Here is a 22,796-nt window from a genome sequence, read left to right as displayed (position 1 = left end):
TTTTTCATATACTTGAGGAGATGTTACATTAATTACACAGCTTACTACCGGGTGGATATTTCTGAATTTTCTAATCATTAATGTAGTAGCAAAAAAATATGTATGGTGTATCAGCAGGGAGAGAGCTAGTTGCTTACAAATAAGTGAAAACGATTTCACTGTGAAGTTATAACAAGTTCAACTATTTTTAAATGCGGCTGATTCATAAAGAAACCATAGTATCAATATTTTGAAATAAGAATTGAAAGGGGTAATTTAAATGCCAGCAAAAACAGGTCAACAGTATATTGAAAGAGTAGATCAAGCACAAGCGGAGGTCTGGATTGATGGAAAGCGAGTAGAAGGGAAGGCGTCTGAACACCCTGCTTTCAAAGGTGTAATGAAATCACAAGCGGAACTATATGATTTGCAACATGACCCAAAGAAAAAAGATTATATGACATTTGAAGATTCAGTAACAGGCGAACGTGTAGGAACATCATTCATTCAACCTAAGACTAAAGAAGATTTAGAAAAACGTCGCTTAATGATGCAAGAATGGGCGAAGCATACAGGTGGAATGATGGGGCGTTCACCAGATTATATAAATGTAGGTATTATGGCGTATGGCGCTGCTTCTGCTATGTTTGGCAACCAAGATCCTTTCTATGCGAAGAACATGCAAAACTATTATGAATTCTGTGCAAAAAATGACGTTTCATTAACGCATACTTTAATTCAACCTCAGGTAAATCGCGGAGTTAATTCAGCTCAGCTACCTGATCCATATATTGCAGCACGTATTGTAGAAAAAACATCTGAGGGTGTTGTCATTCGAGGAGCTCGTTTATTAGCAACTCAAGGTGGAATTACTGATGAAATCATGGTGTTCCCTTCAACATTATTACAGCAAGTAGAGGAAGAAAATCCTTATGCTTACGCATTTTCAATTCCTAACAACACAAAGGGACTTAAGTTCATTTGTCGTGAGTCATTCGATTATGGTAAATCAAACTTTGATCATCCACTAGGTTCACGTTTTGAAGAAATGGATGCAATTGTTGTATTCGATGACGTTGTTGTACCTTGGGATCGTGTCTTTGCATTGGGCGATGTTGGAGTTTGTAATCGAGCATACAATGAGAGTAACGCAGTAGTTCATATGACACATCAAGTTGTTTCGAAGAATGTAGCTAAAACAGAGTTCGTTCTTGGAATTCTACAATTAATGGTTGAAACAATTAATATTGGCCAATATCAACATATTCATGAAAAAATGTCTGAAGTGATTATTGCATTAGAAACGATGAAAGCATTCTTAATTTCATCAGAAGCAAATGCAAAAGTTGATAAGTGGGGAATTATGACACCAGATTTTGGACCATTAAATGCAGCACGTCATTACTTTCCAAAAATATATCCTCGTTTCGGCGAAATTATGCAGTTGATGGGTGCAAGTGGTTTAATGGCGATACCATCAGAATCAGATTTTAACTCAGAAATTCGTCCAGATTTAGACAAATATTTACAAGCTGCAAATGGAGATGCATATAATCGCGTGAAGCTTTATCGTCTGGCATGGGATGTATGTATGAGTTCGTTTGGATCAAGACAAACATTATACGAGCGCTTCTTCTTCGGAGATCCAGTGAGAATGGCAAGCACATTATATAACGGCTATGACAAGCAAATCTATGTGGATCGTGTTCAAGAGTTCTTGAATCGTTCTGAAAGCTTAATTAAAAATGGATAATTCCTAAGGGATAGGGGATTATATTATTTTTAGTAAAATGGGAGGCTAGGGGCTATGGATTTTAATATTATCCGAGTGGCAAGAGTTGTTTTGAATGTAAGTGATTTGGATCGTTCTAGAGACTTCTATGTGAAAACATTAGGTTTTATTGAAACTGAAAGTGATAGCGAGCATATTTACTTACGGGGTTTAGAGGAGCATGTTCATCATAGTCTTGTCTTAAAGAAGTCTGAGAAAAAAGGTGTTCAGGCATTAGGTTATAAGGTTGCTAGTGAGGGAGATTTAGATAAATTAGCACTGTTATTTCAATCAAAAGGCTTAAGAACAAAATGGCTAGAAAAAGGGACACAACATGCATTAGGAAGAGCATTGCATGTACATGATGTTTCTAATCTTCCGTTAGAATTCTTCTGTGAAATGGATGGAGCAGAGCGATTGCTACAACGATATGATTTATATAGAGGATCAAGAGTTCAACGTATTGATCATGTAAACTGTGCTGTTCCAGATGTGCAAAAAGCATATGATTTCTTTACGAATGAACTAGGATTTTCTTGTTCTGAATACACTGCGAATGAAGAAGAAAAACTTTGGGCTGCATGGCTACATCGCAAACCTTGCGTACATGATCAAGCATTTATGAATGGGGTAGGTCCACGCCTTCATCATTTTGCTTATTGGTTACCAGATCCAATGGCATTAATTCATACTTGTGATGTATTAGCATCTGTTGGATATGCAGATTCAATCGAAAGAGGACCAGGACGACATGGACTTTCGAATGCATTCTTCTTATATTTAAGAGATCCAGATGGTTATCGTATTGAGCTTTACAATGGTGATTATTTAACAAGTGATCCTGATTTCAAACCAATACGTTGGGATTTGAATGATGAGAGAAGACAAACTTTCTGGGGGCATAAAGCACCTGATAGTTGGTTCAATGAAACATCTCCATTCTTAGATATTGACACGGGAGAGCAAGTTGAAAATTCAGAGCCTACATTAACGCAAAAGAAGCCTGAGTTTATCATTTAACCTGTCATTCATTCGGAAATGTGTTAGGAAGAGATCATACGTTATTTATTGTGAAGTCAAAATGATCGTTTTACATGAAGGAGTGTCATTAGCATTTTTTGAAGGGAAATACGGTCAAGTTATAAATTAATGCGTGGAAATCTTTAAGGGGGTGTCAACTGTGGAAATTGAATATATTAGGCATCCTTTTAAGGATTCTTCTCAATACAAAGTAGAACCATGTGTATTAGCACTTGGATTCTTCGACGGAGTGCATACCGGTCATCAAAAAATTCTTCAACATGCGAAAGAAATAGCTGAGCAAAAACAACTTATCTTTGGCGTTATGACATTTTTTCCTCATCCTAAAGAAATCTTTAATCCTGCACAAGCTCCTATGACTTATTTAAGTCCATTATCATTAAAGGAAGAGCAATTTAGAAGTTTAGGTGTAGAGAAGCTTTATGTCGTACAATTTACAGCTGAATTTTCACAATTATCTCCTGAAGATTTTGTAAAGGATTATTTGATTGGATTGAACTGTAAACATGTTGTGGCAGGATTCGATTACCATTATGGGCATAAAGGTAATGGAAGTATGAAAACACTAAAGCAACATGGATTAGGATATTTTGATGTTACCACTATAGGCGAAATAACTTATGGAGAACAAAAAATAAGTTCAACTGCAATTCGACAGTTGCTTGCTATTGGAGATGTACAATCCATTCCTTCCTATCTTGGGCGACATTATGAAGTGCATGGAAAAGTAGAGCGAGCTTCTTTATTCTATAGTAGTGATCAATTCATTAGTATAAGAGTTGAAGAGGCTTTCCGATTACCTACTAATGGTATGTATGACATTATGGTGGAATTGGATGGAGAACAATTTAAAGGTAAATGCTTGCAAATGAGAAGTAGGAATGACCAATTGTTTATACTGATTCGTTTGAGCACTTGTTTTACTAATATGAGTCAAAAAAGAGTAACAATTAGGTGGATTTCTTTTGTGATGAGTGAGCTAGATGATAGTCGAGATATGGAAACATATTTTATTCAAAATGAAGATCCGATTACGATTGAGGATTCATTTTATAATAAGTATGTAATTGTATAAGAGCCAGTAAAAGGTCGAGCCAAAACTGATTTTGGTTCGACCTTTTATATTTTTGTTTCTCTCTGTATTTGGATGTGTGACACTTTGCGGTTTAAAGCTATTTTACAATGAGAATTCGTAAATAAAATTAGATAGTTTTTGTTTAAAAATAACTCAAACTTCGTATAATTTTGCTGTGGATTTTTAGTTAATATGAATGTAGTTAAACAAATTGAATATAGAAGAATGTTGGAGGGATATATTATGATGAATGGCAAGGAGTATTTAGAGAGTTTACGAGATGGTCGAGTAGTCTTTTTAAATGGAGAAAAAATTGATGATGTCACAACACATCCTGCATATCAAAACTCTGCAAGATCAATCTCACAATTATATGATGCCTTACATAACCCAGAAACAGCACCAATTTTAACAACAAAAACAGAAGAAGGCCATTTAACACATAAGTTTTTTAAAGCATCAAAAAATGCACAGGAAATGATTGAAGCTAGGGATGCAATTGCTGAGTGGTCTAGAATGAGTTTTGGATTTATGGGAAGAACACCAGACTATAAAGCAGCTTTTACTGGTTCACTAGGACCGTTCTCTGACTATTATAAGGGATTTGAACATAATGCGAAGAAATGGTATACCAAAGCAACGAAAGATGTGCCATTCTGTAATCATACAATCATTAATCCAGCTATGGATCGTCATAAACCGTTACATGAGAATAAAGAAGTTTTCGTACGAGCAGTAGAAGAGAGAGACGATGGAATTATTGTAAGTGGAGCGAAAATGGTAGGAACATCAGCGGCATTAACGAATTATAATTTTGTAGCGAATTACTCACCAGTAGACCTTGGTGAAGGAGATCAAAGTCATGCTTTAATATTCTTCGTACCAATGAATGCTCCTGGTTTAAAGATGATTAGTAGACAGTCTTATGAGCAAATGGCAGCAATGCAAGGAAGTCCTTATGATTATCCTTTATCTAGTCGTTTCGATGAAAATGATGCTGTAATCGTTTTAGATAATGTATTTATTCCATGGGAAGATGTTTTTGCATATAAAAATGTTCAAATTGCAAACGGTTTCAGAGCAGAAACTGGTTGGTTAAATCGATACACATTGCATGGCTGTACACGTTTTGCTGTAAAACTAGATTTCATGGCAGGGTTATTAATGAAAGCTGCTGAAATGGCAGGAACAAGCCAATTTAGAGGTGTTCAAGCGAATATTGGAGAAGTTATTGCATGGCGTAATATGTTCTGGGCTATTTCAACTGCAATGGCGTCAGATCCACTACCAGGTGCAAACGGTACAGTTCTACCAAATAGTACGTATGCAACTGCATACCGTGTATTTGCTCCGATGGTTTGGCCTAAAGTGAAATTAATATTTGAACAAGTGGTTGCAGGTAGTCTTATTCAACTTCCTTCAAGTTCAAAAGATTTCTTAAATCCAGAAATTCGTCCATATCTTGATCAATACTATAAGGGATCAGGTGGAGTAACAGCTGAGGAAAGAGTAAAATTAATGAAATTAGTGTGGGATGCAATCGGTACAGAATTTGGTGGACGTAACGAATTGTACGAAATCAATTATGCTGGTAATCATGAAAACATCCGTTTAGAAACTTTAAAATTTGCTGATAAAAATGGTCAATCTGCTATGTTTACATCATTTGTAGATGCTGCAATGAAAGATTATGATTTGAGCGGCTGGACGAATGATAAGTGGATTAATGCAAGTAATCCAAAGTCGTCTAGTCTAGTTTAAAAAATAATGATAACCCGTAGGAAAAGGATTTTTTTCTACGGGTTATATTAGTTTGGAGAAGTTAGAAGAAAAATCACAAATTAATGAATTAACCGAGGTTTTTTGCTCATTTAAAAAGTGTTTTATTATCCAAAATATAGCTAAATAGTATTAAAGTGGATTTTTTGCTATAATAATAGAAAGGTTACGTATAGGTGGTGGGGGTGTGTCAGCTAACTTTCAACTTGTTAGAGATGAAGGAAAAATATACTTTGACAATGAACGAATAATTTTAACTTCTTCATCTATATTTGGAGCGTTACGTAAAGACCTAGTGGAAAACCTGGGAATTGAAAGAACGAAAGGATTTTTACTCCGATATGGGTGGAATCTTGGGATGAATGATGCAAAGAAAGTGCTGCAACAAGAACACACGTCTATTCAACAATTACTTAGACAAGGCCCCATAATGCATAGAATGCAAGGATACACGGATGTGCAAACAACAGTATTAGAAATTAATACAAACGAAGATGGAAGTATTCAAGCTGTAATAGTGAAAGGTATTTGGAAAAATTCATATGAAGCAGAGGAACATTTATTACAGATGGGAATTTCCAATCATTCCGTATGTCATACGTTAATTGGCTATGCAAGCGGTTACTATTCAACCATTTGTGGTCATGAAGTGATTTTTAAAGAAACTTCTTGTAAAGCAGTTGGAGCTAGTGTGTGTCAGTATGAAGGGAAATCAATAAGTCTATGGGATAGGCAAATTGATGAAGAACGGAAGTATTATAAACCACTTCCTATCGTTCAAGAGCTGGAGGTTACATATGAACGATTACTAGAAGAAAAAAATAATCTATCACAAGTAACAGCTATACATAGTAAGTTAACTGAACAATTGATGAATGGACGAAATCTACAGTCTATAGCTAGAACTATGTTTCAATTAACTCATATTCCAATCATTATAGAGAATGTGTACAATGAGGATTTTTTACATGTAGGTGTTGATAAAGATGTGGTGGATAATATACGAATAAAGCTAAAAGAAATAGTTCATCACAATAATAAAAAAGATGAATCTTTACACAGTCAAGTTTACGAAGAGGAACAATTTCGTTTGCTTTATACACCGATCGTGCTACAGCAGAGGACATGGGGGTATTGTGCTTTTGTTATTATGAAAGAGCTAGAGGATAACAAAGAATTCACTGAAATTAATAAGATGGTTCTAGAACGTATTTCAACAGTATGCTCATTGTATATTTTAAACGAAAAAAATAGTTTTGAAGCTTTAGAGAGAGTAAAAGGTTTATTTCTTGAACAAATATTAAATAAAGAGATTCATTCAGAAGGGGAAATTATCAAAAAAAGCAGGTATTTAGATAGCCCGCTTGAAGAACCGTATTTTATGCTTGTGATTGATTATAAAAAGCAACGTAAACAAGCTAATGAAAATGATTATTTTATACAGCAACAAATGATGGAATCAATTTTTCATTTCTTTAAGAATAATCATATAATCGTTTTGACAGCGCAAAAGGAAGGGAATATCGTACTGTTGATAACGGATCGAAACCATCAAATACGACATTCCCGAATGAATTTAAGTCATGACATCTTTGCTTATTTACAATCATCCTTTCAAGGTTTGCAGTTTAAATTTGGGTTAAGTTCTGTAGCTGAAAAAGTTGAAAGCGTTTTCGATATGTATCAACAAGCTTTAACGGCACTTCTTATGAATAAAGGAATTACGAATATAACGGCTTTTGATGAATTAGATGTTATGGGTATATTAATGCATTCTGGTAATAATCAAATGGTGTTACAAAAGGCGAAAAACACTTTGGAACCATTACTAAAACCGAAAGAACCAAAGATGGAAGAATTATTGAAAACTCTTTATGTGTTTTTACAATGCGGCGGTAACTTAGAGAAAATCATGGAAGAAATGTCTATTTCAATGAGTGGCTTACGCTATCGATTAAAAAGAATTGAAGAATTATTAGGAATTGAAATAAGACAACCAAATAATAGTTTTCAACTATATGCATCTCTTGAGGCGTTAATAATAGCAAAAGAAATTAATCTTGATGATTAGGAAAGAAAGTGTTTGACTCAGAGAATGTTTCAAGAAATCGAATTGCACTTTTCGATAGATAGCGATCTTTATGCCATACGATTGCAGCTTCAGATTGAATACGACAGTCTTCAATTGAAACAACTTTTACGCCAATTTGGGAAAATGATTTCAATGTTGTTTTTGGCAAAACGGCTGCTCCAATTCCTTCACGAACTAACGATAAAATCATTGAGGCATCAGGACATTCGCAGACAATATTTGGTTCGAATCCGTGATGACGACATTCATCAACAACTAATTCATAGGTACCGTGACCACTTACTCGATGAAGTAGTAGTAAAGGTAAGGAAGCTATATATTTCATTTTAATCTTATTAGGGATACTCCAATCCTCTGGTACAACTAAGACAAATGGATCTGGAGTAAGCTCAATAGAAGAAAGTTCCGTGCTGGCGATAGGAAGCCGTATAATAGCTAATTCAATTTCACGATTTAATAAACTTTCTTTTAAGCGGTATGTATCTCCCTCGACTAATCTAAAGCTTACATCAGGAAAATTCTTACGGAAATAACGGATTCGTCCTGGGATATAGGCAAAGCACGTTTTGACGGAGCCAAGAGCTAAAATACCTTTTAGTCCTTCACCAACTTCTTTCACTTCAATAAGGGTTTCTTCAAAGAAAGAGAGCAGTTCTAGTCCTTTTTTGTACAATAACTTGCCAGACTCTGTTAGTTCTAGATTTCGGCCATTACGATCAAATAGCTTTCCACCTAGTTCATCTTCCATTATTTTTAACTGCTGACTGAGTGGAGGTTGAGCCATATGTAATTTTTTTGCTGCCCTTGTCACTTGACCTTCTTCTACAATTGTGACGAAATAGCGCAATTGTCTAATATCCATTGCATACTCCTTTCATATCGAAAAAATATATTTTGAATATTTTTAATATTTAAAATATATAATACTGTATAAGAGGTTGTATATGGTTTTTATGTAAAAAAATGAAAATAATTTTAGCTGTTTAGAAAGGGAAATAGATTTCCTAGATAGAATTAAGAAAAAAGTGTATATATCAGGTAGTTGTTTTAAATGCATATTACGTGTTCTTAATACAAAAAGGTGTAAAATGAAGATTATATTTTGAAATTTTAAGTAATTTGAACACTACATAGAGGTTTTTGCTGAGTTGTATAAAAAACATCCATTGAGGATTATGAAAAGAGGAAAAAGAGATGCCATTTAATGATCTTTCCCGGAGTGATATGGGAGTAATTTTAAAAAAAGCGAAACGTATCGCTGTAGTAGGGTTATCTGATAATCCAAATCGTACGTCTTATAGTGTGTCTAAGGCAATGATGGATTGTGGTTATGAAATAATTCCAGTGAACCCAAGTGTTAGTGAGGTTTTTGGAGTAAAAGCGTATGCATCTTTACTTGACATTGAAGGACATATCGATATTGTGAACATTTTTCGACGAAGCGATGCTGTAGCTCAGCATGCGAAGGAATTCGAACAAATCGATGCCGATGTTTTTTGGACACAACTAGATGTAATTGATGAAGATGTGTATCATGATTTGAAAAATCAGGGCTATACTGTTATCATGAACCGTTGTATTAAAGTTGAGCATGCCTTAACTAAATGACTTAGGAGGAATGGAGCATATTTGCTCCTTTTTCTATGCTCTTGCAAAAAACTTGAGTATATAGTTGTTTTTTATGTTACTATCACTTGTGAATTAATTATGTGCAACAAATGAATAAGCTAAAACGTTATATGCGAAAATGAATTTTAACGTTACAATAAGTTTTGAGCATTTTACATATATCTTCTTATTTTCGAACGATTGTTCGGTTTATGTTATAATAGCGCAGTACATAATAGTTAAACTTTCAAGCAAGTATAGATAAAATAGGGTTTGCTTGTGGAAGGAGAATTTCAGTGGCAGCAAAAAATCAAAACCAAGTAAATTATGATGAAAATGCTATCCAAGTGTTGGAAGGTCTTGAAGCAGTAAGAAAAAGACCTGGTATGTATATCGGAAGCACGGATGCAAGAGGACTTCATCATCTAGTATATGAAATAGTGGATAACTCAGTTGATGAAGCATTAGCTGGGCATGGAAATCAAATAACAATTAAATTGCATAAAGATCAAAGCGTTAGCGTGGCTGATAAAGGTCGTGGGATGCCAACTGGAATGCATAAAATGGGTAAACCTACACCAGAGGTTATTTTAACGATTCTTCATGCGGGCGGTAAGTTTGGACAAGGAGGATATAAAACAAGTGGTGGTTTACACGGTGTTGGTGCCTCTGTCGTAAATGCTTTGTCTGAATGGCTTGTAGTTACCATTAAAAGAGATGGTTTTATATATGAACAACGTTTTAGTCATGGTGGAAAACCAGAGACGACATTAGAGAAGAAAGGTAAGACGAATGGTACTGGAACGACCATTCATTTTAAGCCAGATCCGGAAATTTTCTCAACGACGATTTTTAATTATGAAACGTTATCAGAACGTTTAAGAGAATCAGCATTTCTTCTAAAAGGGATGAAAATAGAGTTAATTGACGAGCGTAATGATCAAAAAGAAGTGTTCTTTTATGAGAATGGTTTAAAGGCCTTTGTTGAATATTTGAATGAAGAAAAAGATTCCTTACATGACGTTGTTACAATTGAGGGACAACAAAATGGCATTGAAATTGATTTTGCTTTTCAATTTAACGACGGTTTCTCAGAAAATATTTTAAGCTTTGTTAATAATGTTCGTACAAAAGACGGTGGAACACACGAAGTAGGAGCAAAAACAGCGATGACTCGTGTTTTTAACGATTTTGCACGAAAAAATGGGCTTCTAAAGGAAAAAGATAAAAATTTAGAAGGTACCGATATTCGTGAAGGGTTAGCTGCGATCCTTTCTGTTAGAATTCCTGAAGAACTGTTACAGTTTGAAGGGCAAACGAAAGGGAAATTGGGTACAAGTATTGCTAGACAAAGTGTAGATAGTGTTATTGCAGAGCACTTAGCATACTTCCTACATGAAAATCCAGAAACAGCTAATCTTCTTATTAAGAAATCGTTAAAGGCATTTCAGGCTCGTGAAGCGGCTCGTAAAGCACGTGAAGAAGCGAGAAGTGGAAAGAAGAGAAAAAAAGGTGAAACAATCCTATCAGGTAAGCTAACTCCTGCTCAATCTCGTAATCCGCAGAAAAATGAACTATATCTTGTCGAAGGAGATTCAGCAGGTGGTTCAGCTAAACAAGGTCGAGACAGACGTTTTCAAGCGATTCTTCCATTACGTGGTAAAGTTATCAATACGGAAAAAGCAAAGCTTGCTGATATCTTTAAAAATGAAGAAATTAACACAATCATCCATGCAATTGGTGGCGGTGTTGGTCCTGAATTTAATATAGATGATATTAACTACGATAAAGTTGTCATTATGACCGATGCTGATACAGATGGTGCACATATTCAAGTACTTCTTTTAACGTTCTTTTATCGTTATATGAGACCATTAATTGAAGCAGGAAAAGTATATATCGCTTTACCACCGTTATATAAAGTGAGTAGAGGTACTGGTAAGAAAGCAGTTATCGAATATGCTTGGAATGATGATGAATTGCAACATGTCATTAAAAAAGTTGGTAAAGGATATATCATTCAACGTTATAAAGGTCTTGGAGAAATGAATGCTGACCAACTTTGGGAGACAACGATGAATCCTGAATCGCGTACGTTTATACGTGTATTAATTGATGATGCAGCTAGAGCTGAACGTCGAGTAACAACATTAATGGGTGATAAAGTTGAGCCACGAAGAAAATGGATTGAAACACATGTCGCTTTCGGCTTAGAAGAAGACACCAATATATTAGATAACACAAATATGATTATTACAGAGGAAGAGGTGTAGGAATTGTCATCAGTAGAAAAATATCGCGACCTACCTCTTGAAGAAGTAATAGGTGACCGCTTTGGACGTTATAGTAAATATATAATTCAAGATCGTGCGCTTCCTGATGTAAGAGATGGCTTAAAGCCTGTACAGCGCCGTATTCTTTTTGCAATGCATACAGAAGGAAATACAAGTGAAAAACCATTCCGTAAGTCTGCGAAAACGGTTGGTAATGTAATTGGTAATTACCATCCTCATGGTGATTCATCTGTATATGATGCAATGGTTCGTATGAGTCAAGATTGGAAGCTAAGAAAAGTATTAATAGAGATGCATGGAAATAACGGTAGTATTGATGGTGATCCACCAGCTGCTATGCGTTATACGGAGGCGAGGCTAGCACCTATTGCTAGTGAACTTTTAAAAGATATCGAAAAAAGAACGGTAGATTTTGTACCAAATTTCGATGATACAGCGGAAGAGCCAGTTGTACTTCCAGCTCTATTTCCAGCGTTATTAGTAAATGGTTCTACTGGTATTTCGGCTGGTTATGCTACAGAAATACCGCCTCATCAACTTGGCGAAGTAATTGATGCAGCATTGATGCGCATCGATAATCCAGAATGTACTGTTGATGAGTTAATGACAGTAATCAAGGGGCCTGATTTTCCAACTGGAGGCATCATTCAAGGTGTCGAAGGTATTAAGAAAGCTTATGAAACGGGCAAAGGTAAAATTATTATCCGTGGTAAAGCGGATATCGAAACAGTTCGTGGTGGTAAGCAACAAATTGTCATTACGGAAATTCCATATGAAGTAAATAAAGCGAATCTTGTTAAGAAGATTGATGAACTTCGAATTGATCGTAAAGTCGAAGGTATTTCAGAAGTTCGTGATGAAACAGACCGTACAGGACTACGTATTGTAATTGAACTTAAGAAAGATGCTGATCCTCAAGGTGTGCTGCATTATTTATATAAAAATACGGATTTACAAGTACCATATAATTTTAATATGGTTGCGATTTATAATAAGCGACCAACACTAATGGGAATTCGTCCAATGTTAGATGCTTATATTGAGCATCGTAAAGAGGTAGTAACGAATCGTTCGAAATATGAACTGCAAAAAGCTCGTGATAGAGAGCATATTGTCGAAGGTTTAATGAAAGCATTATCCATCTTGGATGAAGTAATCGCTACCATTCGAGCTTCTCTAGATAAACGTGATGCAAAAAACAATTTAATTGCGAAATTTGCCTTCTCAGAAGCACAAGCAGAAGCAATTGTTTCATTACAGCTATATCGTTTAACGAATACAGACATAACTGCACTTCAAGCGGAACAAGATGAACTGCAAAAGAAAATTGCTGAGTTAGTTTCGATTTTAGAAAGCGAAAAGAAGCTAATGTCAGTTATTAAAAAAGAGCTTAAAGCTGTCAAGAAGCAATATAATGATGAGCGTCTTACAAAAATTGAACATCAAATCGAAGAGATTAAAATCAATTTGGAGGTGCTTGTTGCTAGTGAAGATGTAATTGTTACAGTAACAAAAGAAGGTTATGTAAAGCGTACATCTCCTCGTTCTTATGCTGCTTCTGGTGGACAAGACTTTGGTATGAAAGAAAGTGACCTACTTCTATATCAAGAAGAAGTAAATACAACAAATAACTTATTGCTATTTACGAATAAGGGTAATTATATATTCTGTCCTGTACACCAATTACCAGATATTCGTTGGAAGGAACTTGGTCAGCATATAGCGAGTATAGTTCCTACTGATCGTGATGAAAACATTATTAAAGCTATTACTGTTAAAGACTTTAATACTAAAGATTACTTATTGTTTATTACGAAGAATGGTATGGTGAAGAAAACGGAATTAGCTTTATATCATGCACAGCGTTATTCTAAACCTCTTGTGGCTGTAAATCTCAAAGGCGATGATGAATTATTATCTGTTTTTGTTACAGATGGCTCAAAGGATGTTTTCTTGGCCACAAAATTAGGATATAGTTTATGGTTCCATGAAGAAGAAGTAAATATTGTGGGTATTAGAGCTGCTGGTGTTAAAGGTATAAGTCTGAAAGATGAAGACGAAGTAATTAATGGTGCTATTATTAGTAAACCAGATGAAGAAGTTGTTGTTGTTGCTACTCAACGAGGAGCAATGAAAAAAATGAAGCTGAAAGAATTTGAAAAAATGAGTAGAGCGAAGCGTGGATTGATTATGCTTCGAGAATTGAAGAATAACCCGCATAGACTTGTTGGTATGGCAGTTTGTGAAGAAACAGATGCTGTGATTTTATTAACGGACCGTGCTCAAGTCGAAGAAGTGATGGTTACTTCATTGAGTTATTCGGATCGCTATTCTAATGGTTCTTTTGTAATAGATATAGGTGAAAGTGGTAATATAGAAAAGCTTTGGTTACAGAAAATAACCGAATAGTATTTGCTATGTTGGGTGAGTGAAAAGTGGTTATACTTTTTCACTCACCTTTTTTTATATTGGTTAGAGAAGGGTATTTCGTTAATATTTGAGCCTTCATAGAAGCGGACTTTTTGAAGCAAACTAAGAAAGTGAAATTGACTTAGGGTATTGCTTTATTACTATAATTTTCATTATTTGGTTAGTAATTTACAATGCAGTAAAAATTAACAGTTAATGGTTTTTATATATAAAGCTTGATTAACCTGACATTTTAATGATAAATTATTAAAGTACATAAATTATTTTAGAATAGTTTATTTTAGAAAATTCAAAAAGGGAGGACACAATTTGTTAGATTTCTTAAACAGTATTAATGATGTAATTTGGACGTATATTTTAATTGCAGTACTATTATCCTTGGGATTGTTTTTCTCAATAAAAACAAATTTTGTACAATTCAGATACTTTGGGGAGATGTTTCGTCTATTAACAGATCGAGCAACTATCGTCGCTGGAAAAAAGGGGATTTCTTCTTTCCAAGCTTTTTGTATTAGTACGGCTTCTCGTGTAGGAACTGGGAATCTTGCTGGGGTAGCAACAGCTATTACATTTGGTGGACCTGGAGCAATCTTTTGGATGTGGCTAATCGCTTTTCTAGGAGGAGCATCAAGTTTTATTGAAAGTACTTTAGCACAAGTTTATAAAGTAAAAGATCGTGATGGCTATCGCGGTGGACCTGCTTACTATATGGAGCGAGGATTAAAAAATCGTAAGCTAGGAATTGTTTTTGCTGTAATCATTACATTCTGTTTTGGTTTAGTATTCAATTCAGTTCAAAGTAATACAATTTCAATGGCATTCAGTGATTCTTTTAATATTAGCCCATCTGTAATTGGGATTGCACTAGCCGCTCTAACGGCTCTAATCATCTTTGGTGGAATTAAGCGTATTGCCCATGTCGTACAAGTAGTTGTACCAGTTATGGCTATTGCTTATCTTCTACTAGCTATTTTTGTTGTTGTGACGAATTTCACTCAGATTCCAGCTGTATTTAAATTAATTGTTTCTAATGCATTTGGATTAGAACAAGCAGTTGGTGGTGGAATGGGTGCCGCTATTCTTTATGGTGTAAAACGAGGCTTATTCTCTAATGAAGCTGGTATGGGTAGTGCACCAAATGCAGCCGCAACAGCAGCAGTAACTCACCCTGTAAAACAAGGATTAATTCAAACATTAGGTGTTTTTACCGATACACTTTTAATTTGTAGTGCTACAGCATTTATTATTTTGCTTTCAGGCGCATACACTAGTGGAGCAGAAGGTATTAATTTAACACAAATGGCTCTTGCGGAACATATTGGTCCATGGGCATCCTCATTTATTTCTATAGCGATTTTCCTATTTGCATTCAGTTCAATTATTGGTAACTATTATTATGGTGAAACGAATATTGAATTTATCAAAGATAATAAAATTGCATTAAATGTTTATCGTGTAGCTGTTCTTGGAATGGTTATGTGGGGCAGTGTAGCAAACCTTACTATGGTTTGGACACTTGCAGATATCTTTATGGGCATCATGGCATTAATTAACTTAGTGGCCATTGCATTGCTATATAAAGTGGCAGTTAAGGCATTACAAGATTATCGAGAACAACGTAAACAAGGGAAAGATCCTGTATTTCATCGTGATTGTTTAGATGATCCTTCAGGTATTGAATATTGGCATGAAGAAGCTGTAAATGATTCTTCAGATGTTGAATACTTGGAAAGAAAAGTTGGATCTAAATAATTCGTCCATTCTTTGATTAACCCCCTCAATTAAACCATTACTTTATTATATGACATAAAGTAATAATGAATAATAAATCCATATGAAAAGTCGCATTTACTCAAATTGAGTATGCGGCTTTTTTCACTTTTTAAAAATAAATTTCGACCAAAATACATTTCATAATAATTGTAAAAATGGGCAAATTATTGGAGATGAATGTGGAGGTGGAAAATGTAATGAAATATTTTCTTATAGGGTTATTTTGTACATTTATTTTATTTATAACGAATCTTAATCAAGTAGCACATGCTAGAGTATGGTATGAAGAAGAGCAGAAACAAGATGTTACCGGTGATAAAATTAAAGAAACAATTTTAATAAAAGGAAAGATTAATTCAGAGGAAAAAACGGAATTACAAGATGTATATTTACAATTAATTAATGGTGCAAATGGAAAAACGATTAAAATTCCATTAGATGATGGTATTAAACCAAATATGCGCTTCGTAGATTTTAACCATGATGGTGTAAAAGATGTCATGATTACTTTGCGCTCTACCTTAGAAAGTTCAAAATTGAATAGTTATATTTATTCATTTAAAAATCATCAAAAAGTAAATTTACAAGTGCCACTGCCGATGGATGTAATGAGTCAATTTCAAGATCAATATCAGGCAGAATTAAAGGTGCAAAATAAAACATATCGGATGGACGTAACAAGTCGAAAAAACATATATGAAAAACTAGGCTTGTATCATAATGGTAAATTGAATGAACCAATGGAATTAATAGTGAGCCCCTATGTAAGTTTAAAATCAACTTATACGATTAAAGGATACGGGCTCATGGGGGTTCAGAGAGTAAGTGGTGCTTTTAAAGAGGATGTACTTGGCGAAATCACAACAGTATGGATTAATCAATCCGGTAAGTGGCAGCTGTATAAATCGAGTTTTAAAAATGTGTTGAAAAAATCGTAGAATATTCACCATTATGGGCTGTTGTCATAGTATAAAGTATATATTACTTTAGAAAAGGGGTATCATACGATGACAGTGTTTGACGTTGATAAATTATCTACTTTCATACTTCCACCAGCTACTTCTACTGCGCCTGTTGCAGAGAGAAAATACACTATGACTCATGATGATAGAACAGGCAATTTGTTTGTAACAATTGGTTACTCATTCGATACATGCTCGCTTACAGCTATGAGGGATGAAGTGTTAGCAGAGTGGGTTCCGCATCATGGTCAATTTGCTTTAATTGGAAAAGCGTATGTATCAGGTGGAGAATATGATGCTAATACTGCACAAGTACGATATTTAATTTTCAAAAAAGAAATGGAAACAGCGCTTCAAGCAATAGTAAATAGTGATCGAAGCTTTTTTGAACATTTTCCATGGTTTTTGGATTTCCCCATTTATATTCATTTTGAAAGTATATTACCACAATATAATCAAGTTATTAATTATGGAACACCCCGATCTTATGTTAGTAATTCTTTTTGTCAATCGGCTGTATAAAGCCGATTGACAAAAAGATAAGAATGTATAAAAAATTTGTATGATGTCTAATCTTACACCTGCTATGCTCGGAAATAAGCCAACCTGTTTTGAAAACCTAGGGCGGGTTTTCAAGAACAGCTCGTCTTATTACGCATAGCTCTTTTTTGATTAGGAGTAAATCAAGAAGCTTAAAATTAATCAATAAAGACCGGTGACTGTTTTTCTTATTTTTCAGTTTGACAAACATGAATTATTTGTTAATATTTATTTATGAGTTATATTTTTTGACTTATATGTAAAAAAATGAAAGTGGTGAAAAGCATCGGAACTTAAAGATAAAATAATTGAAACATCGTTAAAATTATTTGATGAGTATGGATATCATGGCGTAACTGTCCATGAAATTGTTGAACAGAGCGGTACTTCAAAAGGTGGATTTTATCATCATTTTAAGTCGAAAGACGAACTTCTTTATGTGATTCATGATTATTTTATTTCTTATGTATTATTGAAAGCAAATGAAACAATCAAGACATATTCCAGCCCTACAGACAAACTACATAATATTATTCAATCATTTGTTAAAGCATTTGACCTCTACAAACCACACATTACAGTATTCTATCAAGAAAGTAAGTATTTATTACCACATCATCTAGAAAGTATTGATCAAAAACGTGATCGTTATCGAGACATTATTCTGGAAGTAATTCAAGAAGGTATTGATTTCGGAGAATTTCGAAAAGAGTTATCTGTTTCGATTACCGGTATGTCCATTATCGGGATGATTAATTGGACATATAAATGGTATAAAGCGGATGGTGAAAAAACAATAGAAGAAATCACTTGTTATTTTTGTGATATTATTTTTCATGCTATTTGGACTGAAGAAGCTAAACGTAATCCTGCTTATGAAGCCTATCATTGTTGACTATCACAACATTCAACATGAGAAATTACGTTTGCTCAATACAGACCGATTAGTCGGTCTGCAAATAAGGAGGAGCAGAAATGGATTTTTCATTAACTAAAGAACAAAAGATGATTAAAGAAATGGTAAGTGATTTTGCCGAGAAAGAAATTAAACCGTTAGCAATTGAATTAGATCGTGAATCGAAATTTTCAGAGCATCTTTTCAAACGTATTGGAGAACTTGGACTTCTCGGAATTCCATTTCCTGAGAAATATGGTGGTTCTGGTGCTGGTACAATTGCTTATGCAATCGCTGTTGAAGAAATTGGTAAAGTATGCGGCGGAACAGGTTTAAGTTATGCTGCAGCAGTTTCCCTTGGTTCGAGTCCAATTTATTATTTTGGAACGGAAGAACAAAAAGAACAGTATTTAGTTCCACTTGCTAAAGGCGAAGGGTTGGCTTCTTTTGGTTTAACTGAACCAAATGCCGGTTCTGATGCAGGTGGTACACAAACGAAAGCCGAACTTGTTGGTGATGAATATGTCATTAATGGTGAGAAGTGCTGGATTACTAATGCAAGCTATGCAAAAACTATTACAGTGACAGCGGTAACCGGCAAAGATGAACGTGGCAAGAATATTATTTCAGCGATAATTGTTCCAGCTGGGACACCTGGAATGACAATTACGAGTCCATACGAAAAAATGGGTGTACGTGCTTCAAATACTTCACAAATCGTGCTGGAAAATGTTCGAGTGCCGAAAGAAAACATTTTAGGTGATAGTAGGAAAGGATTTAAACAATTCCTATATACATTAGATGGAGGACGTATTTCTATCGCAGCTTTAGCGGTAGGTCTTGCTCAAGGCGCGTATGAAAAAGCATTAGCGTATGCAAAGGAACGTAAGCAATTTGGTAAACCAATTTCTTCATTCCAAGCAATTCAATTTAAATTAGCGGATATGGCAATGGAAATAGAGTTGGCTCGTAACATGGTGTACAAAGCAGCCTGGTTAAAGGATCAAGGTAAACCATTTGCGAAAGAATCAGCTTTTGCAAAGTTATATGCATCTGAAATGGCATTCCGTACTTGTAATCAAGCAATTCAAATCCATGGTGGCTATGGTTATATGAGAGAATATGAAGTAGAGCGCTTCTTAAGAGATAGTAAACTACTAGAGATTGGCGAAGGAACTTCCGAAATTCAAAGACTTGTTATTGCAAGACAAATCGGTTGTTAGGATTCAATATTCATCATGTTTCTTACTCAAAAAATAATACAGGAAAAATGTCATGCGTTGTGAAAAACGTGGGGAGGAACAATAATGTCAACTATTATGAACGTTACAGTTGGACAGTTACTTCAAGAATTGGCAGAAAAACAACCTGAGAGAGAAGCAGTGGTGTATCATGATCGAAATTTACGCTATACGTATAAGCAATTTAACGAAGTTTGTGAACAAGCAGCAAAAGGATTTATGGCTTTAGGAATTGCTAAAGGGGAGCATGTAGCTATTTGGGCTACTAATACACCAGAATGGGTCATTTCACAATTTTCAACAGGGAAAATGGGTGCTGTATTAGTAACCGCCAATACAAACTATCAATCTCAAGAATTGGAATATTTACTACGACAGTCTGATAGTACAACTTTAGTTTTGATAGATGCTTTTAAAACTCATTCTTATATGGAGACATTGTATAGCATAGTGCCTGAGCTGAAAAACTCTGAGCCAGGTCAATTACAATCGGAGAAATTACCATTTTTGAAGAATATTATTGTGCTTGGTGATAAGAGATATCCAGGTACATATTCATGGAATGATTTGTTAGAGAAGAGTGCAGCGGTATCGGATGTCGCTTTAAAAGAAAGAATGGAAGCGCTTCATCCTGAGGATGTTATTAATATGCAGTATACATCTGGTACAACTGGATTTCCAAAAGGGGTTATGCTTACACACAATAATCTAGTAAACAATGCTAGAAATATTGCCGCTTGTATGAAGCTAACAAATGAAGATATTATGTGTATTCCTGTGCCGTTTTTCCATTGCTTTGGTTGTGTCATTGGTACAATGGCTTGTGTGACGGTAGGTGCAACGATGGTTCCAATCCAGGAATTCGATCCAAGAAAAGTACTAGAAACAGTACAGAATGAGAAATGTACAGTATTGCATGGTGTACCTACGATGTTTATTACTGAACTTAATCTTGATGACTTTAGTCAATATGATTTATCCTCATTACGAACAGGTGTAATGGCAGGGTCGAATTGTCCTATTGAGGTAATGAAAGCTGTTGTAGACAAGATGGGTGCTAAAGAAATAACGATTGCATATGGCCAAACTGAAAGTTCTCCTGTTATTACACAAACTCGTACAGACGATCCTATTGATCTTCGAGTATCATCAGTTGGACGTGCATTACCAAATGTTGAAGTTAAAATTATTGATCCAACCAATAATCTAGAAGTCGCACCTGGTATGCAAGGAGAGCTTTGTACAAGAGGATATCAAGTGATGAAAGGCTACTATAAAAATGAGGAAGCTACGAAAGAAGTGCTTGATTCAGAAGGTTGGTTGCGCACCGGTGATTTAGCAGTCATGGATGAGAATGGTTATGTCAAAATAACAGGTAGATTAAAAGATATGATTATTCGTGGTGGTGAAAATATTTATCCACGTGAAATAGAAGAGTTCTTATACAGCCATCCGAAAATTTTGGATATTCAAGTTGTTGGTGTCCCAGATGCAAAATATGGTGAAGAGGTAATGGGGTGGATTATTCTAAAAGAAGGAGAAAGCGCAACTGAGGAAGAAATAAGAGAATATTGTCGAGGAAAAATCTCGCATCATAAAATTCCTCGATATATAGCGTTCACTGATCAATATCCGATGACAGGCTCAGGAAAAATACAGAAATATAAGCTTCGAGAGCAATCAGAGCAATTATTAAGTTTGAGATAAAGGAGAGATGGGCTTGTTTTCAAAAATTCTTATATCTAATCGAGGAGAAATTGCTTCCCGTATTATCCGAACTTGTACAAGATTAGGCATTCAATCAGTTGCTGTGTATTCGGAAGCCGATCGAGAGGCTCCTTTCGTAAGTGAAGCTGATGAATCATATTTATTAGGCAATCCAAGACCTCAGGATAGCTATAATAATATTGAGAAAATCTTAGAAGTGGCTAAGGAATCGGGATGTGAAGCTATTCATCCAGGCTACGGATTTTTAAGTGAAAACTCGCTCTTTGCAAAGAGATGTCGAGAGGAAGGTATTGTATTTATTGGTCCTTCAGCTGATGTCATTGATAAAATGGGAAAGAAAATTGAGTCACGAAGAACAATGGTAGCAGCAGGATTGCCAGTTGTTCCAGGGATTTCTTTCCCTTTAAAAGATGTTGAAGATGCGGTATATCAAGCAGATAAAATTGGCTACCCAATTATGTTGAAAGCATCTGCAGGTGGAGGTGGCATTGGGATGGGAGCTGTTCACAATGCAGATGAAATGCGTGAGGCCTTCGAAGGTCATCAAAAGAGAGCAGCAACCTTCTTCAATAATAATGAAATGTATTTGGAAAAATTAATTGAAAACCCACGTCATATTGAAATACAGGTGTTAGCCGACCAACACGGACGCACCGTCTATTTGTGGGAAAGAGAATGCTCGATTCAACGACGTAATCAAAAGGTAATTGAAGAAGCGCCGTCTCCATTTCTGACGGAAGCAAAGCGAACAGAGATGGGAAGAGCAGCGGTACAGGCGGCATCTGCGATTGGTTATCAGAATGCTGGTACTATTGAGTTTATCGTTGATGAGAAGCAAAACTATTATTTTCTTGAAATGAATACGAGATTACAAGTAGAACATCCAATTACAGAGGAAATTACAGGAATCGATCTTGTTGAACAACAAATTCGAATTGCTTATGGTGAAAAATTATCATTTTCTCAAGATGATATTGTGTTAAATGGTCATGCAATTGAAGTGCGTGTATATGCGGAAGATCCTAAGACATTCTTCCCTTCACCTGGGAAAATCGTAAGTCTACAATTACCTCAAGGTGAAAATATTCGAAATGATATTGGTGTTCAGGCTGGTTCTAGTGTTACACCATTCTATGATGGGATGTTTGCTAAATTAATCGTAAAAGCAAACACGCGTAGTCAATGTATTGAGGAGCTACTTCAAGCAATTGAACAATTTAAAGTTGAAGGTATAAAAACGAATTTATCTATGATTAAAGACATTATTTCACACGAACAATTTCAAAACGGCAATACAACAACAGCGTTTGTTGAAAAACATTATATGAAAGCTTGAAAGGGGAACTACAAATGAGTGAATTAAAAGCGAGTATGGCAGGTAGTGTGTGGAAAATTTTAGTGAAACAAGGTGACGCAGTAACGGAAGGTCAAGATGTTGTGATTCTTGAATCTATGAAAATGGAAATACCAATAGCTGCTGAATCAAATGGAACAGTTTCAAGTGTGAAAGTCAGCGAGAATGATTTCGTCAATGAGGGGGATGTTCTAGTAACAGTGGAATAGGCTGAAGTAAGTCGAGTCGTGAGGT

17 protein-coding genes are annotated in these 22,796 nt (G+C 35.2%); 16 read left to right on the top strand and 1 reads right to left on the bottom strand.

The window, feature by feature from the left end:
* The first annotated feature begins 259 nt into the window (after nt 1-259).
* The 5 genes from hpaB to TX86_RS09985 all read left to right on the top strand — a co-directional run bounded on the left by hpaB (nt 260) and on the right by TX86_RS09985 (nt 7,716).
* Nucleotides 260-1,732: a 4-hydroxyphenylacetate 3-monooxygenase, oxygenase component gene (gene hpaB, locus TX86_RS10005; RefSeq protein ID WP_042348501.1), complete on the top strand. Its 1,473-nt coding sequence runs from the start codon at nt 260-262 to the stop codon at nt 1,730-1,732.
* A 54-nt stretch (nt 1,733-1,786) separates the two neighbouring features.
* Nucleotides 1,787-2,770, top strand: coding sequence for a 3,4-dihydroxyphenylacetate 2,3-dioxygenase (hpaD, locus tag TX86_RS10000; protein WP_042348498.1), 984 nt, complete (start codon nt 1,787-1,789; stop codon nt 2,768-2,770).
* 160 nt (nt 2,771-2,930) lie between these two features.
* Nucleotides 2,931-3,866, top strand: coding sequence for an adenylyltransferase/cytidyltransferase family protein (locus tag TX86_RS09995; RefSeq protein WP_042348497.1), 936 nt, complete (start codon nt 2,931-2,933; stop codon nt 3,864-3,866).
* A 243-nt stretch (nt 3,867-4,109) separates the two neighbouring features.
* On the top strand, nt 4,110-5,627 hold the full coding sequence (locus TX86_RS09990) for a 4-hydroxyphenylacetate 3-hydroxylase family protein (RefSeq protein WP_042348494.1): 1,518 nt from the start codon (nt 4,110-4,112) through the stop codon (nt 5,625-5,627).
* A gap of 205 nt (nt 5,628-5,832) precedes the next feature.
* Nucleotides 5,833-7,716, top strand: coding sequence for a XylR N-terminal domain-containing protein (locus tag TX86_RS09985; RefSeq protein ID WP_042348493.1), 1,884 nt, complete (start codon nt 5,833-5,835; stop codon nt 7,714-7,716).
* Here TX86_RS09985 and TX86_RS09980 read toward each other — a convergent pair.
* Entirely contained in the window at nt 7,700-8,599 is a 900-nt protein-coding gene (locus TX86_RS09980) for a LysR family transcriptional regulator (protein WP_042348490.1), read from the bottom strand. The genes TX86_RS09985 and TX86_RS09980 overlap by 17 nt on opposite strands.
* A 332-nt stretch (nt 8,600-8,931) precedes the next feature.
* Between TX86_RS09980 and TX86_RS09975 the strand changes: the two genes are divergently transcribed.
* The 11 genes from TX86_RS09975 to TX86_RS09925 all read left to right on the top strand — a co-directional run bounded on the left by TX86_RS09975 (nt 8,932) and on the right by TX86_RS09925 (nt 22,771).
* Nucleotides 8,932-9,345, top strand: coding sequence for a CoA-binding protein (locus TX86_RS09975; RefSeq protein WP_042348487.1), 414 nt, complete (start codon nt 8,932-8,934; stop codon nt 9,343-9,345).
* Nucleotides 9,346-9,641: 296 nt separating this feature from the next.
* Nucleotides 9,642-11,618, top strand: a complete 1,977-nt coding sequence (gene parE, locus TX86_RS09970; RefSeq protein WP_042348486.1) for a DNA topoisomerase IV subunit B — start codon at nt 9,642-9,644, stop codon at nt 11,616-11,618.
* 3 nt (nt 11,619-11,621) lie between these two features.
* Nucleotides 11,622-14,048 carry a DNA topoisomerase IV subunit A gene (gene parC, locus TX86_RS09965; protein WP_042348485.1) on the top strand — a complete coding sequence of 809 codons (2,427 nt, stop codon included), beginning with the start codon at nt 11,622-11,624 and terminating at the stop codon, nt 14,046-14,048.
* Nucleotides 14,049-14,378: 330 nt separating this feature from the next.
* Nucleotides 14,379-15,821: an alanine/glycine:cation symporter family protein gene (locus TX86_RS09960; protein WP_042348483.1), complete on the top strand. Its 1,443-nt coding sequence runs from the start codon at nt 14,379-14,381 to the stop codon at nt 15,819-15,821.
* 218 nt (nt 15,822-16,039) lie between these two features.
* A complete protein-coding gene (locus TX86_RS09955) occupies nt 16,040-16,780 on the top strand; it encodes a YybI family spore inner coat protein (RefSeq protein WP_052343622.1) in 741 nt (246 codons plus the stop codon).
* 69 nt (nt 16,781-16,849) lie between these two features.
* Nucleotides 16,850-17,326, top strand: a complete 477-nt coding sequence (locus TX86_RS09950) for a staygreen family protein (protein ID WP_042348482.1) — start codon at nt 16,850-16,852, stop codon at nt 17,324-17,326.
* Between the two features lie 322 nt (nt 17,327-17,648).
* Nucleotides 17,649-18,239: a TetR/AcrR family transcriptional regulator gene (locus TX86_RS09945; RefSeq protein ID WP_042348480.1), complete on the top strand. Its 591-nt coding sequence runs from the start codon at nt 17,649-17,651 to the stop codon at nt 18,237-18,239.
* 80 nt (nt 18,240-18,319) lie between these two features.
* Nucleotides 18,320-19,462: an acyl-CoA dehydrogenase family protein gene (locus TX86_RS09940; RefSeq protein ID WP_042348478.1), complete on the top strand. Its 1,143-nt coding sequence runs from the start codon at nt 18,320-18,322 to the stop codon at nt 19,460-19,462.
* A gap of 84 nt (nt 19,463-19,546) precedes the next feature.
* Nucleotides 19,547-21,187: an AMP-binding protein gene (locus TX86_RS09935; protein ID WP_042348476.1), complete on the top strand. Its 1,641-nt coding sequence runs from the start codon at nt 19,547-19,549 to the stop codon at nt 21,185-21,187.
* Nucleotides 21,188-21,200: 13 nt separating this feature from the next.
* Entirely contained in the window at nt 21,201-22,544 is a 1,344-nt protein-coding gene (locus TX86_RS09930) for an acetyl-CoA carboxylase biotin carboxylase subunit (RefSeq protein ID WP_042348475.1), read from the top strand.
* Nucleotides 22,545-22,558: 14 nt separating this feature from the next.
* Nucleotides 22,559-22,771, top strand: a complete 213-nt coding sequence (locus TX86_RS09925) for an acetyl-CoA carboxylase biotin carboxyl carrier protein subunit (RefSeq protein WP_042348473.1) — start codon at nt 22,559-22,561, stop codon at nt 22,769-22,771.
* Nucleotides 22,772-22,796: the final 25 nt, after the last annotated feature.

The organism is Bacillus massiliigorillae (genome assembly GCF_000380245.2).
In the GTDB taxonomy this organism is placed as follows: Bacteria; Bacillota; Bacilli; order Bacillales; family DSM-1321; genus Bacillus_AD; species Bacillus_AD massiliigorillae.
Note: the sequence above shows the minus strand (reverse complement) of the source record. Positions and strands in the feature narration are given on the sequence as shown.

What these genes read in the sequence shown, in the direction of transcription:
- TX86_RS09975 (WP_042348487.1), top strand. Translation starts at nt 8,932, where the DNA reads ATGCCATTTAATGATCTTTCCCGGAGTGATATGGGAGTAATTTTAAAA.
- TX86_RS09925 (WP_042348473.1), top strand. Translation starts at nt 22,559, where the DNA reads ATGAGTGAATTAAAAGCGAGTATGGCAGGTAGTGTGTGGAAAATTTTA.
- hpaD (WP_042348498.1), top strand. Translation starts at nt 1,787, where the DNA reads ATGGATTTTAATATTATCCGAGTGGCAAGAGTTGTTTTGAATGTAAGT.
- TX86_RS09980 (WP_042348490.1), bottom strand. Translation starts at nt 8,599, where the DNA reads ATGGATATTAGACAATTGCGCTATTTCGTCACAATTGTAGAAGAAGGT.
- TX86_RS09955 (WP_052343622.1), top strand. Translation starts at nt 16,040, where the DNA reads ATGAAATATTTTCTTATAGGGTTATTTTGTACATTTATTTTATTTATA.
- TX86_RS09940 (WP_042348478.1), top strand. Translation starts at nt 18,320, where the DNA reads ATGGATTTTTCATTAACTAAAGAACAAAAGATGATTAAAGAAATGGTA.
- hpaB (WP_042348501.1), top strand. Translation starts at nt 260, where the DNA reads ATGCCAGCAAAAACAGGTCAACAGTATATTGAAAGAGTAGATCAAGCA.
- TX86_RS09950 (WP_042348482.1), top strand. Translation starts at nt 16,850, where the DNA reads ATGACAGTGTTTGACGTTGATAAATTATCTACTTTCATACTTCCACCA.
- TX86_RS09935 (WP_042348476.1), top strand. Translation starts at nt 19,547, where the DNA reads ATGTCAACTATTATGAACGTTACAGTTGGACAGTTACTTCAAGAATTG.
- TX86_RS09990 (WP_042348494.1), top strand. Translation starts at nt 4,110, where the DNA reads ATGATGAATGGCAAGGAGTATTTAGAGAGTTTACGAGATGGTCGAGTA.